The sequence below is a fragment of the Butyrivibrio sp. XBB1001 genome, from assembly GCF_000424505.1.
Classification (GTDB): Bacteria; Bacillota; Clostridia; order Lachnospirales; family Lachnospiraceae; genus Butyrivibrio.
Map to the genome: position 1 here is coordinate 1 of NZ_AUKA01000029.1, position 14,308 is coordinate 14,308.

General features: G+C 40.4%; 10 protein-coding genes, 1 tRNA gene and 1 rRNA gene. 1 reads left to right on the forward strand and 11 read right to left on the reverse strand.

Features of this window, described 5'->3' with window-relative positions; translation table 11 throughout:
• Positions 1 to 116: 116 nt before the first annotated feature.
• From G631_RS0115515 to G631_RS0115535, 5 genes are all read right to left on the reverse strand, one after another.
• Positions 117 to 1,895 carry a sensor domain-containing phosphodiesterase gene (locus G631_RS0115515; RefSeq protein WP_026490221.1) on the reverse strand — a complete coding sequence of 593 codons (1,779 nt, stop codon included), beginning with the start codon at positions 1,893 to 1,895 and terminating at the stop codon, positions 117 to 119.
• Positions 1,896 to 2,032: 137 nt separating this feature from the next.
• Positions 2,033 to 2,356 (reverse strand): putative quinol monooxygenase, encoded by a 324-nt coding sequence (locus G631_RS0115520; RefSeq protein WP_026490222.1) that lies wholly within the window; start codon positions 2,354 to 2,356, stop codon positions 2,033 to 2,035.
• 20 nt (positions 2,357 to 2,376) lie between these two features.
• Positions 2,377 to 2,535: a hypothetical protein gene (locus G631_RS21025; RefSeq protein WP_155833947.1), complete on the reverse strand. Its 159-nt coding sequence runs from the start codon at positions 2,533 to 2,535 to the stop codon at positions 2,377 to 2,379.
• A gap of 61 nt (positions 2,536 to 2,596) precedes the next feature.
• Entirely contained in the window at positions 2,597 to 3,115 is a 519-nt protein-coding gene (locus tag G631_RS0115530; RefSeq protein ID WP_026490223.1) for a YgjV family protein, read from the reverse strand.
• Between the two features lie 29 nt (positions 3,116 to 3,144).
• Entirely contained in the window at positions 3,145 to 4,143 is a 999-nt protein-coding gene (locus G631_RS0115535; RefSeq protein ID WP_026490224.1) for an asparaginase, read from the reverse strand.
• A gap of 329 nt (positions 4,144 to 4,472) precedes the next feature.
• On the opposite strand from G631_RS0115535, the gene G631_RS0115540 reads away from it, so the two are divergent.
• Positions 4,473 to 6,662: an alpha-galactosidase gene (locus G631_RS0115540; protein WP_026490225.1), complete on the forward strand. Its 2,190-nt coding sequence runs from the start codon at positions 4,473 to 4,475 to the stop codon at positions 6,660 to 6,662.
• 117 nt (positions 6,663 to 6,779) lie between these two features.
• Here G631_RS0115540 and G631_RS0115545 read toward each other — a convergent pair whose 3' ends face one another.
• From G631_RS0115545 to G631_RS0115570, 6 genes are all read right to left on the reverse strand, one after another.
• Positions 6,780 to 8,372 carry a bacterial Ig-like domain-containing protein gene (locus G631_RS0115545; protein ID WP_026490226.1) on the reverse strand — a complete coding sequence of 531 codons (1,593 nt, stop codon included), beginning with the start codon at positions 8,370 to 8,372 and terminating at the stop codon, positions 6,780 to 6,782.
• Positions 8,373 to 8,387: 15 nt separating this feature from the next.
• The gene (locus G631_RS19505; RefSeq protein ID WP_051197319.1) at positions 8,388 to 11,348 is read right to left on the reverse strand and encodes a beta-glucosidase; all 2,961 of its coding nucleotides are present in this window, start codon (positions 11,346 to 11,348) and stop codon (positions 8,388 to 8,390) included.
• Between the two features lie 243 nt (positions 11,349 to 11,591).
• Positions 11,592 to 12,878: an ATP-binding protein gene (locus tag G631_RS0115555; protein ID WP_026490227.1), complete on the reverse strand. Its 1,287-nt coding sequence runs from the start codon at positions 12,876 to 12,878 to the stop codon at positions 11,592 to 11,594.
• Positions 12,869 to 13,633, reverse strand: a complete 765-nt coding sequence (locus G631_RS0115560; RefSeq protein ID WP_026490228.1) for a LytR/AlgR family response regulator transcription factor — start codon at positions 13,631 to 13,633, stop codon at positions 12,869 to 12,871. The genes G631_RS0115555 and G631_RS0115560 overlap by 10 nt, the downstream gene beginning before the upstream one ends.
• 214 nt (positions 13,634 to 13,847) lie before the next feature.
• Positions 13,848 to 13,920 (reverse strand) — tRNA-Thr (locus G631_RS0115565).
• A 79-nt stretch (positions 13,921 to 13,999) separates the two neighbouring features.
• Positions 14,000 to 14,308, reverse strand: a 23S ribosomal RNA gene (locus G631_RS0115570); the annotation flags it as partial.

The window sequence follows — 14,308 nt, forward strand, 5'->3', positions numbered from 1 at the left end:
CATCCACTCAGCAGAATGTTTCCTTTTTGCCATAAAAAATCCCCCTAAAGGAGACTTTGGATATTTCCATTGTCTACTTTAGGGGAATCATATCAAATCAAGCCAGCTCTACTTTTTCATTTCCAGTTATTATCTTGAGCTATTCTCTCTTTTTCCGATTCCCACTTCGGAATAGGAATATCCTGATGAAGTCTATCCAGAATAGTATCGAGGCTTTCTGGTTTATGGTATAGGTACCCCTGCCCCAGCTCACATCCTACACTTAGAAGGAACTTCTTTTGTTCCTCAGTTTCCATTCCCTCACAAAGAGTGTGGATTCCAAGCTCGTGGGCAACATCTATCATACCTTTTAGGATGACTCTGTTTGCACCATTATGCGCATCAAGATTTATCAAAAGACTCATATCAAGCTTGATGAGATCTATATCAAAACTACTAAATACATTAAGTGATGAATATCCACTTCCAAAATCATCCACCCAGAGTTTATAGCCATTTTCCCTGATTTTTCTAAGCTGTTCATAGAATTTATCTGTAGCCTTAACCAGTCCCTGCTCAGTAATCTCGATGATAAAATAGCTCTTATCTATGCCGTACTGATCAATGTCGTACTTGTCATAAATCTTATTGATCTCTTCAATAACATCTATATAGTCAAAGTCCTGCCTGGAGAAATTGATGGAAACAGGTAAAAGAGGAAGTCCCTCATCATATCGGATTTTTACCTCTTTACACACCATTTCAAACATGTAAAGATCCATTTCATGCATAAGATGGTATTTTTCAAGTGCTGGTATAAAATCATCAGGCTTTATAAGCCCATACTTGGGATCTTTCCACCTTGCAAGTGCTTCAAAACCCATTCCACTTTCGGTTTCTATGCGCAAAAAGCACTGGTAAAAGACCTTGATCCAGCCATTTTTCATTGCTTTAGCAAAGTTTTCAATTATATATCTCTGGTGATTATATAAAATATCGTCTTCTACAGTATAGAACCTATAATACTTTTTCAAATCCTCACCAACAAGTTTGTTGGCTCTTACAGCGTGATCAATGGATTCAGTAAGCGAAACATTCTTATTTCCTACATATATTCCGACATTTAATCCGGTTGTTGTACCAAAGGCGCTCATTTTTATCTTGGTATTGACCCTTTCAATTTTGCTTACAATATCTTCTTCACCTTCAAATTCATCAATAACGCCAAAATGGTCTGAAACTATACGTGCAACTAGTCCATGGGAAAACTCTGCCACAAGGATATTGGCAACAAGGTTTAATAGATCATCCCCTCGTTTAATTCCATATCTTCTGTTGTAAGACTGCATTGAATCTATATCAAGGTAAATAACTACGGGCGTTTTGCCTTTTTCTACGATTTCCCTTATTTTGCTGTCACCATACTTGTTGACATAGTTAAAGTTTGGAAGATTAGTCAAGGCATCTACATAGAATTCATCTTTTTGAAACAACTTATACTTATTTGCAATTTCCAAAAACTTGTTCTCATGCTTTTGGACATCATTGTAAACCAAAAAAGCCAGATCTGTTCCATCTTCCATGGTCTGCCAGTAGCCGGTTGAATGGATCAGGTGATAACCATCCTCCATTCTTACTCTGAAAGTAATGTCATATTCAGTTTTTCCATTAAGGAAATCCAGGCTAATTGCGCGAAGTTTTTCCTTTTCTTCAGGATGAACCTTCTCGAAAAATCCCTCTTTTAAATCATCTCCATAATAACCATACAAATCTTTTCTGGATAAACTGTGAAACTCTAGAAAACCATCAGAAATAGCAAGTGGCTCATAATCACCACTTGCTGAAGGTCCCATAATGATCATCGGAACTTTAAGACTCTCATATGATTTTTTTATCTCTTCAGGGAGTTTATACAAAAGAATTTCTCCTTTAATCCCACTTTTTTTCTATAATAAAATCATATAAGATAAATGTTTTTTATTGATAACTTCTATCTAAAATAAAGATAAATTTTAAGTTAATTATTAGGTCTGGCCCAGTAGCGGTCTTATTGTTATTTCCTTATAAACCCTTCATCCCCAACAGGCAAATCTTCTGAAACAAATCGCTCCACTCTCATGTGCAGATCGTATTTATTTCTTAGTTCTGCGATACTTTTCATCATTGGAGATGCATGATGGGCATCAATTGCGGCCTGATCTTCCCAGGCGTCAATTAGAAGAACTGTCTCTGGATCCTTCATAGAAAAAAAATACTCATACCGAAAATTTCCTTTTTCTGCGCGGATTTTATCTGCTGTTCCACTCTTTTCCATTTCTTCAGCAAATTTCCGGGCTGCGCCATTTGTTCCTGTATAGTACAAATTGACTGTGATCATCTTCATGTCCCCCTATTCTTCTATTTTCCCTCTTTTTGCCTTAGCAGAGTGTCATGAATAGCTCTGGCAAGAGCTTCGTCCGGAGCTTTTCTAAGTGCCTCGGCAGCTGGACTTTGTTTTACCTTGATTTCCTGTTTGGTCCCTATAGGTGGGAATTGCTTTCCATTTTTCTGACTCATGGCCCCTTATCTCCTATCTAACCAGTCATGACTTTTATGATCATCTGCTACAGATCAGTAGTTATTTCGCTTTTTCTTTTTGTTCTGCGCTTTCTCGAACCATCTTGTAAAGTGTTGACGCGTTGGTAACGACAGAAGCCAGGTCGAAGAAAGCTCCTGTATATGATTTCAGCGCAAAATGATAAACAACCCATGGAATAAATGAAAGAGTCACTAGTAGCTTGAATTTCACAGGATCTTTTACGTCCATAAAAATTATGTAGACAGTACAAACAGCTACCGGTATTACCCCAAGAAGCCCCTGTTCATTCATAACTACTGTCATTACAACTGAAGCTGCTATAAGGATGATCTTCCATATGGTATTAAGCTTTTCTTTATAACATAGGTAGTTTCTAAGGCATGACAGGACATTACTGATGGCTCCTGTTATGCCGCCAAGAAGTAGCATGCTCACTGCCTGCATCAGAAGCTGAACTATCTGCACTATGAGTATCTTCGATTTTTTCTTTATTGCACCTGAGCCTACCTGCAGCATGGCGGCCAGAAAGTCTATTATATTTGCTATGATTATTGTCATTGTGTTCTCTCAATCCTACAGTATTTTCCTCAGATCTTGGCCATTTCTCCAGCCATATTTATTGAATAATAGTCGCGGATTTCCTTGACATCTTCTGTCATTCCCAATATCCACATGAGTTTTGTGAGAGCTGCTTCGCTAGTCATATCGCGGGCTTCAAGAGCACCTATTGCCATAGCTCTTTTACCAGTCTCATATACATCCATCTTGGTACCCTCATATCTGCACTGGGTTCCTACTACCACGGTCATGCCACTCTGTATGACTTTATCCAGAGCTCCAATAAAATCATGCTTGAGAAAAGGCATTCCTCCAATACCGTAAGCCTCTATATACAGGCCCTTATAGCCCTGCTGGGCAATAGATTCAATAAAGCTCCTGTGAATTCCAGGAAACATCTTGATCATACAGACCTTATCTGAATAAGTGTTGGATAATTTAAAAATCCCCGTTCTCTCCGGAACAGCTGAAGTATCTATTTTCATTCCAAGAGAACTGATTGTTGCAATGTTAGGGTAATTTATACTCTCAAAGGCATCGAAGCTAAGAGATCTGACTTTTGAGGCTCTGCATCCCAGAATTACCTTTCTGTTAAATGCCACAAAAACTCCCGGAATCTGGCTGGCCGCCATATGAATAGCGCATCTGCAGTTTTCCATGGCATCAGCCACAGGATTTGTGATAGATAGCTGCGAACCTGTGATAACTACAGGGATATTTACATTCCTGAGCATAAAGGAAAGCATGGAAGATGTATAGGCAAGTGTATCAGTTCCGTGAATGACAACTATTCCATCATAGTCATTTCTACAGTCACTTATCTTTTGCGCAAGAGCGCACCAATCCTCTGGGAAAATATTAGCACTGTCCACGGAGCAGAAGTCTTCAATCTCAATATCAGTATCTCCCGATACCATTTTTAGCTCTTTTTGCATGTCATGGATAGACAAGCCTGGAATAAGGCCATTCTTTTTCATTACTGCGGACAATGTTCCGCCTGTGTTTAATATTAATATTTTTCTACTCATTTTTATACTCTTCTCTGTCTCGCTACTGTCACTACATCCGAGACTAGTTCTTCCTTTTGAACGTAATCAGCAAGGTATGGTACACAGAACATGCCTCTAATAATATTGACTATACCATGTATCTGGATTTATACCAAATATGTCATTTATGTCTGTGATTATAATATATCCCATTTATGTTTTTTGCTATGTTATATGTTATTTATACAAAGAATTCTAATATCTGTTCGGAAAAAAATGATGCACAATTACAGTATCAATATAGACATAAAGCGGAAGAATTGTACAATGGATAGTAAGTATTAGATCATCAATGGGGAGCATAAGGTATGAATATAAGATTTTGGGAAAAAGAAAAAGTGTTTGTAATTGACACCAAGACAACAAGCTATGTGATGGGAATTGCCGGAGATGAGGGGCTTTTAGGGCACCTTTATTATGGGGACAAGATAGACCCTAATGATGCTGCATTTCTTTGGAAGGCAATCGAGCCTCAGGTTACTCCAGCAGTGGATATGCGCGACAGAAGCTCTTTTCTTGACAGATTTCCCTTTGAGTATTCTTCCAATAACATTGGGGACTACAGAAAAAGCAGCATAGAGATCACTGATAGCAACGGTCACTCAGGCCTGTTACTATGCTATGATTCTCATGAAATATTTAAGGGTAAAAGAGCTATTCCCGGCCTTCCAGCTACCTTTGGACAGGAAAAGGATTCTATGAGTCTTGAGATTACACTCATAGATAAGATTGTTGGACTCAAGTGCATTTTGTCCTATAGCATATTTGAAGGCCTTGACGTGATCACAAGATCTGTGAGACTTGAAAATACTTCTGAGAAAACTATATATCTTGATAAAGTAATGTCTTTTACTCTGGATATGGATCAGGACAATTTCAAACTCTTGACTCTTCGTGGATCATGGGCAAGGGAACGCAGTATGGATTTTAGAGAAATCGGCTATGGAGATACTTCCATTGAGTCTTTCAGAGGAGAATCATCACATCAGTTCCAGCCATTTATGGCCCTTGTCCAGAATGAAGATTCACAAGATACAGGCAAGGTATACGGTTTTTCTTTTGTCTATTCAGGTAATTTTGAAGCAGGCGTTTCGAAGAGTCAGTTTAACAGTCTAAGAGCCTACATGGGTATTGGAGCCAAGAATTTTAGATGGACACTGAAACCTGGAGATGTCTTTGAGGCTCCAGAGGTTGTAATGACCTACTCTTCTGCCGGCCTTGGGAAAATGACCAGAACATTCCATGATCTGTTCAGGACTCATTTGATCAGAAGTAAATATAAGGATATGGAGCGACCAATCCTTATCAACAACTGGGAAGCTACATATTTTGATTTTGACAGTGACAAGCTCCTAGCCATTGCCAGAGAGGCTCAGAAAAGCGGCATTGAGATGCTGGTAATGGATGATGGCTGGTTCGGCGAAAGAAATGATGACAATTCAAGTCTTGGGGACTGGTTTGTAAATGAAAATAAGCTCAAGGGCGGTCTAAAAAAGCTGGTTGATGAAGTCAATGCCCTTGGCATGAAATTTGGAATCTGGATGGAGCCAGAAATGATCTCCCCAAGATCCAAACTTTTTGAAGAGCACCCCGACTGGGCAATTCAGCTCCCTGACAGATTTCCTTGCAGAAGCAGAAATCAGCTGGTACTTGATATCACCAGGCAGGAAGTTAGGGATTATATCTTTGGACGTATCAAAGCTATCTTAACTAGCGCCAACATAGAATATGTTAAATGGGACATGAACAGGCAATTATGTGACCTTGGATCCCTTGGACTTAATAGCGAATCTCAGGGCGAACTTAGCCACAGGTATATGCTGGCCGTATATGAACTCCAGGAGCGCATGATCACTGAGTTTCCTGATCTTCTACTTGAAAACTGTTCAGGAGGTGGTGGAAGATTTGATGCCGGTATGTTATATTACAGCCCTCAGATATGGTGTTCAGATGACACAGACGCCATAGAAAGACTTAAGATTCAGGAAGGAACAAGCCTTATCTTCCCTCTTAGCACAATGGGCGCCCATGTATCCGATTGCCCGAATCATATCGTTGGAAGGACCACTCCTTTTAAGACTCGCGGAGATGTAGCCCTTGCAGGAACCTTTGGCTATGAGCTTGATATCACCAGAATACCTGATGAGGACAGAGCTGATATCTCCCGCCAGGTTGCCTTATATCACAAATACAATCACCTTGTAAGAAGCGGTGATTACTACAGGCTCTCTTCCTACCAGAGAAATCATGAGTATGACGCCTACATGGTAGTTAGTAAGGATAAAAAAGAAGCCCTCATCACCTATGTTCAGGTACTGGCTTCTCCAAATTCCTCCAGAAAGCTTTTAAAAGTTCCTGGACTTATGGCGGATGCAAGATATGTGATAGGGGGAAATGATACTGAACTTTTAGGATCAACCCTTGAAAAAGTAGGACTTGTCATTCCACCACAAAATGGTGACTATCGCTCTATGCTCATACATCTTATTTCTAAGTAATTTTTTTAGTAATTTTTGACCATTCAGCGGCTCTGCAATAAAAATGAGCCCGTGATGATTGACCAATTCATCACGGGCTCTTATCAAAAATAAAACTATACCCCCAAAATTAGCAGATTACTGCTGTCCGAAACCGCATTCACCTATTGAATATGTTGCGCTACCTGTCCAGCCTGTAACAACTTCTTCATGGGCTGGAATCACAACACTTCTATTACCGTCCTCTTCTGTAATAACAATTTCTACTGGCTGACTACCATTAAGAGTAGCAGTAACCACATCATCCTTTGCATCTACAATGCTTCCAGTAATTGCTGCTGAGCCATCAGCTGCAGTGATAGTTACTTTCTTGTGTGAGTAGTCGATAAGGAGACTCGCATCCATAGCTACAGGTGCATCTCCGACTACAAGCTCATAGCTTCCGTCAAAGGTCTCAGCAACCAGTTCTTCTACCTTAACTTCAAATTCCTGTGACTGACCAAGGAATGTACCAGTAACTTTCTTGGTTCCAGGTGTCTCAGAATCAAATCCGTCATAGTTAAGACGGCCATTCCAGATAGTCTCCTCTGCTCCGTTTGCACGAACAGCTGTTACTACAAGCTCTCCTGCATCAAAAGCATCTCCTGTGTAGAAAGTGCGAAGCTTGGAAGAGTCAATTGTGATGCTCTGTGCTGCAGCGTATGGCATACCGTAAATATTGATGTTACGTGTAAATGTACCTCCGCCAACGCCATAGCTAAGGCTGGCTTCAAGTGTGTAATCACCATGCTCTGTATCAAAGATAAATACATCCGCATCTTCACCGCCTTCAACATTAACAGCTCTTGTGATGCCAGCATTGTTTAACGTTCCAGTGATATGAACAACAAAGTTTCTATCACCATTTTCATCACGGTTATACCAGTAGCCGTAAACATACTCTACATTTCCGCCACCTACTGATGTTGTAGGACCTGAGAATGATCCATACATTGAACCATCTACTGCGCAGTACATATCAAGGCAGGCAGGATCAACGATTGTTGCAAACCCTTCTGTATACTGTCCTTCAAAGAAGTATGCAATCTGGCCATTTGCTTCCTTGGCTTCCCACTCATCGCGTGGAATAGCCGCAAGCTCCTCAATTGACATATTGGCAAAAGAGTTATCTGCAAGTTTCATTTCGAATGAATCCTCAACATCGGATGATTCAGCTAAAACCTCAGAAGCAGGAGTTACATCAACAAATGAAACTCCAAAGATAGCTGCGCAGGCTACTACCGCAAAAGAAACACCCTTAAGCAGATCTTTTTTAAGGTTAACCTGTTCTTCTGTCTTGGTCTGATTCATAAAGCAAGCGATCACGCACAGAAGAGCGGCTACAAAAGTTCCAACCATGTAGAACACGCAAAGAGTTGGATTACCACCTGCAAATGTTACATGATTGATAACGTCAGCAAATACGAAGTACAACTGAACAACTACAAGGTAAAGAGCTACATTATAAATTGCTGCCTGTATAAAAGCGCCAAAACGAACAGGCACAAAAAACATTATGAGTGAAATAACCGCTCCAACAAGAAGCACTAAACCTGGCATAGGACCTTTATGTCCAAGAGGAGCAGCTGTTTCCTGAGTCATTAAAAAGCAAATAGCTGTGATAAGCGCCACAAGCGCTGAAGCCAGGCAGAGATAACTGCCAAGGGCTTTATTTTTTAAGCGTTCCAGCATTGATCCAAACCTCCATTAATTCTTCTTAGCAGCGGCAGAAGCGTTTTCTTTTGCAAAAACCTTTGTATATGTATAAAGGACATACATAGCTACTGCGCAGACTACAAGTACAACTGATACAACATCAAGGACTCTTAAAAGAATCTGCCACCAAGGAGCTGCATCAGAAACAACAATCTCAGATGCATCAGCGCCACCCATAGATGACTTGAGCATGATGTAGTACATATAACGGTTAGAATCAAGAACTTTCTGAAGAAGATCACCATCATCTGTATCCATGATGAGCTTCTCAATTTCTGTTGGTCTTGCTGTATCAAGGCAGAAAATGTTATTTCCAGCCATGAGCATTTCTGGTGCAGAAGAATAAGCAGATGCTGTAAGTGCATCATCGATGATGTATCCGTCATACTTCCACTCGTCTCGGAGGATATGCTGGATACCCTGGCTAGCAGCGGCATACATAACACCGATACGGTTGTAAGCTGTCATAACACCAAGTGAATCACCCTCTGCAAGTGAACCCTCAAATGCTCTCATATAAATCTCACGGATAGCCTGCTCATTGGCAAATGTAGAAATACCCTGTCTTCCGGCTTCCTGCTCGTTCAGGAAGAAGTGCTTGACTGTTCCGATAAGTCCCTTTGTACGCATACCATGCGATACATTCTTGGCAGCATAGTAGCTAAATACACCATCCTCTGAGAAATACTCAGAAGTACGTCCTGAATATGGAGAACGAAGTGTGTCAGCACCAGGAGCATACGCAATTGGAATAGATGCATAAAGAGCATCTTCACCATACATCTGGCCAAATCTTGTCTGAACATCATGATCCCATGTAGCACCTACGATTGGAAGTGTAGCCCAACCTGTACAATTACGGCGATCTCCATATTTGAACTGACCATTCATACCTTCTGGTCCATCTACGATTGTGCAACCAGGCTTATTAACAGCCTTAACAGCCTTTATACCCTTTGAATCTCCCATGTTGATCAGAAGCTCAGAAAGAGTAAGCTGTGACAAGAACTCATCCCACTTAGGATCATCAAAAGCTACGCCCTTCATATCGATGAAATCAATCTTTTCATCGAGCTTAACACCAAGATTGAAATCAGAAACATGCTTGGCATTTGCGGCCTTCTCATAAGTCTGCATGTTAAGTCCGTTGTAAAGCTTGTCATTAACAGTAATTGTCTCAAGTGTTGTAGGATATGTAGCATCCCAGTCTGAACGTGAAAGATATGTTATCTTCTCGTTTTCATCTACCCAATAGTTAACATCTGCATCATCGAAGGTATTTGTAACCTCTACCTCGCTGTTGTAGCGTGACTGACGATACTTGGTTGTATCAACTTCTGTATTTGGCGCTGTCCATGAAGATGTAGCCTCTACATTACCAGTAACTACGTTACCAGCTTCATCTGTCAACTTGCCTTCTACTTCTGCGCCATATTTAGCAGCCATAACGTTGTTAAGAGCATCATGAGCACCGTTACCTACTGCAAAATAGTAATCGCCAGCATCTAAAATATAGCCCTTAGCACCAAGTCTGTCATAAGAAGCAAGGAAATATCCTGGAACTTCGATATCAACAGTCTGTGACTCACCGGCAGCTACATCTACCTTGTCATAACCAAGAAGCTGAATTGAAGACTTCTCAACACCGTTAAGAGCATCATACTCTGTATAAGGTGACTGTCCATAGAGCTGAACACTAGCTTTGCCATCTACAGAACCAGTATTGCTTACTGTTACTGTTGCCTTAAATGTGTCGTTCTCCTGATCATACTCAAGATTATCCATGTGGTAATCATAAGTTGTATAAGAAAGACCATAACCAAATGGGAAGCAAACTTCATCAGCATAGTTCCATCCAGCATTTGAGGCCTTGGCACCAGTCTTGGAATCAGCATTGCCACGACCCAGAACAGTATCCTCATATCGAGTCTCATAATATCTGTAGCCTACATAAATGCCTTCGTTGTAGCTTACAAAGTTCTCACCCGCTTCACGAGGAGTCTTTGTTCCATAATCATACTTGTGAAGTCCAAAGTTCTCTGCAGAAGGAGCTGAAAGAGAATTTGCAGCAAATGTAGCTGTTGTATGACCTGATGGATTAACCTCACCTGTCACTACCCTGATAGCACCTGGCATTCCGTAGAATCCAGGGTTACCGACCCAGAGAACAGCATCTACGTCATATTCTTCAAGCCAGTCTAGCTCAAGTGCAAATACTGAGTTCAAAAGAACTACTGTCTTATTGAACTTGCCTGAATCCTTGATACTCTTGAAGATTGCCTTCTCATTATCATCAAGTTCCAACATTCTCTTACCCTTTGCATTTGTCATTGCAAGGTCATTACCCTCTGTAGCAAAACGAGAAAGTGTTACAAAAGCCACATCTCCATAGGATGCATAGGATTTCTCTACATCTGCTGTGAAGATAGATGCATCATACTCACCTACACTTGATACACTTCTCGCTTCTGCAACAGGAGCAGCTGAATAAGCATCAAGGACAACCTGATTTACATTAAATCCAGCACCCTTAAGTGCATCTACAGGAGTCTGCTGGAATTCTTTATTTGTTGAAGAACCACCTGCGGTACTACGGAAAACAGGATCTATACTTCCGCGGCCAAAAGCAGTTACGTTACGCTCTGATTCAGATAATGGAAGAGCGTTGTCCTTATTGTAAAGAAGTACGCTTCCTTCCTCTTCTTCCTGCTCACAGAATTTGTAAGCAGCCTCAATGTACTTGGCATAGCTCTCATCTGTAAGAGTTCCATCCTCTGAGAATTCTGTGCCACCATAGGTAGCTCCAGATCCCTCAAGACCTAGTGCATGGTTGATCTCACCTTCCTGCTGGAAAGCAATAGCAGTTCCTGTGAAAACAAGATTTGCCAAAAGAACTGCAGAACCTGCAAGTCCGAGCCAAAGCCCTGACTTGTTAGTGCTTTGTTTTTTCATCTTAATCCCCATCTTTCCTTAAATAAAAATGTTGTAATTACCCTCTCCCATTTATAAGGTTGTGCACCACCCACAAGTGAGATTGAATTTTCATTAAGTACATACTATGGAAAAAAAATACGGTATTCAACAAAATGGCACAATTGTAAAAATCCAGGTCACAATTTACACAAAAAAATAAGAACGACTTAGATTTTTTTATCCAAGTCGCCCTTTAAATATGAACACATTGTTAATATGCATTTAATTCACTGTAAGATTTTCACTACAAGGAATAGTAATTAGCAGATAGAATATTTCATTTTCAACAAATATATGTGCAATACCACCATAAATCTCTGCCGTGTTTTGTATACTTTTCACACCATACCCATGATCTCTTTTATCTGCCTTAGTAGTTAAAAGATCCCCATCTTTAAATAACGGCTGATTGGGAGTATAGTTCTCAACCCTGATGACTGCCATGTTTTTCTCTTTATGAATATCCAAAGTAATAACTTTTTTCTCTTCATCAGATACTTGTTCAAGACATTCTATGGCATTATCAAGAGCATTTCCAAGCATAGAATAGATGTGATAATGCTTCATGCGATCAAGGCAACTTCCATCTGCAGAACATACAAGCTGAATTCCTGCTTCATTACATTTAGCAGATTTCTGAGTAAGCGTTATATCCACGGCCTTATTACCAGTAAAATATCTCAGATTAAGCTCAGCCATCTCTTCTTCAAGCTTGCTTTTTTCTTCCTCAGATGCCTTGGTGTACTGCTGCTTGATGTCATGATAGCGGATATTGATCTTTTCCATATCCTTTTTGGCCTGCTCATACTGTTGTCTGTCAGATTCAAGTAGCGTGGCAAGTATCTGATTTTCCTGCTGAAGCTGCTTTGTATTAAAGTTTGTGTACTCAAGAGCAAGTATTGATAGCGCAAACAGTATGCAAAAAGCATTCAGACATAAATAGCTTGTAGTATAAGAGGATGCCCCAGTGTCAAGCCCATCCTCCAAAAGCACGCTTAAATAAATGGCCGCTATCAGAAAAAATCCAGAATACAGAACTATCTTTGCATTATCAAACTGAAGATTACCTTTTGTAAGATATGGCTTGGTATATTTTATGTAGACAACTACAGCAACCAGAGCCGATACCACAACAAGTACTACAAGAGCAAAGGTATAGCCTACGATATTTCTTTTTACTGAAAAAGGCACAACAATCATGTAGGCCAGCTTACTTGAAATATGCTGAACAGCATATGCACAGGTTGTGTAAAAGACATAGTGAATAAAGCTACATTCAAAGCAAAACCAATAAAATGCCAGCAAAAGGACCGTAAACAAAAGCAGCCTTACCTTGTTCTCAATATTCCATCTGATGCAGAGCTCTGTAACAACAAGAAATGACGCAACACCAATTCCAAACCTGGTGAGAAATTTTTCTCTTTTCTGCTTCCATGGCATAAACAAAAGTGCTGCAAAAAGCATGCCTATCTGTACCTGCCTTGAAAAAATAAATTCAATCACTGACATGGATCCTCCCATCCTTTCTTGGCAAGATATCTGGAAAATGCATCCATAAAGGATTCCTTAAAGGTCCTTCCTATAGGAAGAAGCTCGTTTCCAATAAAAACATTAACACGACTCACCGCTGTAACACTTTTTATGTTGACCAAAAAGCTTGATGAACAGCGCCAAAAGCCATATTGAGAAAGCCTTTCGACCGCTTCCTGCATAGTTCCTCTGTTTTTAATTACTATTCTCGCTCCGGTGTTACTATCCTTAATATTGTATAAAAGATAGTGCTGGCGAACCTCAATATAATCAATATCAGAGACACTAACAAGGCGAGAAATGGTTCCATCCTTAAGCACAAACTTAGTATCACTGTCTGTATTATTGTGCTTTTGATTCATTTTTACAGCATTAATAGCCCTATCCATTGTAAGATTAAGTGCATAAGGCTGCACAGGTTTTACCATAAAACCTAGAGCTCCAACACTGTAGCCATTAATTGCAAATTGCTGAAGATTCGTACAAAAGACAATAACAACATCCTTATCAGTCTCCCTTATCTTCTCAGCGAGCTCCATTCCTGACATTCCTGGCATGTCTATATCAAGAATCAACATGTCAAAGCCTTTATCTCCACTGTCCAAGAACTTCAGAGCACTTTCATATTCACTTAATTCACACTCCAGATGATGATTCCTTGCATAATCAGAGATTTCCTGATGAATACTCTCTCTTGAACTCCTGTCATCATCTACTATTCCAATACGTATCACTTACTTTCTACCCTTCTAGTACACTGGGTTTTACTATGAACCTGCATACAGCTCGTTCTAGTAACAATAAACATTTGATCTATCTGCAATAAACACAGATTACTTTATATGATTCTGAGGTAATAAGCAACGAAAAAATGATGGCCTAAACAGAAAAATATACAAAAAAGGAGATACTGCAAACTGCTAGCAGTACCTCGCTTTAAATAATTAGAGCCGATGAGCGGACTCGAACCGTTAACCTGCTGATTACAAATCAGCTGCTCTGCCAATTGAGCCACATCGGCATATATAAAAATACAGTTTGTACCTTCAAAACCGAACACTGATAATCTAAATCCTTTTTTTCAATCGTTCCTAACCTTCTTGGATAAGCCCTCGACCTATTAGTACACATCAGCTGAACACGTTACCGTGCTTACACCTTGTGCCTATCTAACCTCATACTCTCTAAGGGGTCTTACTGGACAAGCCAGGGATATCTCATCTTGAGGGGGGCTTCACGCTTAGATGCCTTCAGCGTTTATCCCTTCCGGACGTGGCTACCCAGCCTTATGCATCTGGCGATGCAGCTGATACACCAGCGGTCCGTCCATCCCGGTCCTCTCGTACTAAGGACAGCTCCTCTCAGATATCCTACGCCCGCGCCGGATAGGGACCGAACTGTCTCACGAC

Bases quoted from the DNA above. Each gene is read 5' to 3' on its own strand.
- G631_RS0115540 (WP_026490225.1), top strand. From the start codon at position 4,473: ATGAATATAAGATTTTGGGAAAAAGAAAAAGTGTTTGTAATTGACACC.
- G631_RS0115520 (WP_026490222.1), bottom strand. From the start codon at position 2,356: ATGATCACAGTCAATTTGTACTATACAGGAACAAATGGCGCAGCCCGG.
- G631_RS0115545 (WP_026490226.1), bottom strand. From the start codon at position 8,372: ATGCTGGAACGCTTAAAAAATAAAGCCCTTGGCAGTTATCTCTGCCTG.
- G631_RS0115530 (WP_026490223.1), bottom strand. From the start codon at position 3,115: ATGACAATAATCATAGCAAATATAATAGACTTTCTGGCCGCCATGCTG.
- G631_RS0115555 (WP_026490227.1), bottom strand. From the start codon at position 12,878: ATGTCAGTGATTGAATTTATTTTTTCAAGGCAGGTACAGATAGGCATG.
- G631_RS19505 (WP_051197319.1), bottom strand. From the start codon at position 11,348: ATGAAAAAACAAAGCACTAACAAGTCAGGGCTTTGGCTCGGACTTGCA.
- G631_RS0115535 (WP_026490224.1), bottom strand. From the start codon at position 4,143: ATGAGTAGAAAAATATTAATATTAAACACAGGCGGAACATTGTCCGCA.
- G631_RS21025 (WP_155833947.1), bottom strand. From the start codon at position 2,535: ATGAGTCAGAAAAATGGAAAGCAATTCCCACCTATAGGGACCAAACAG.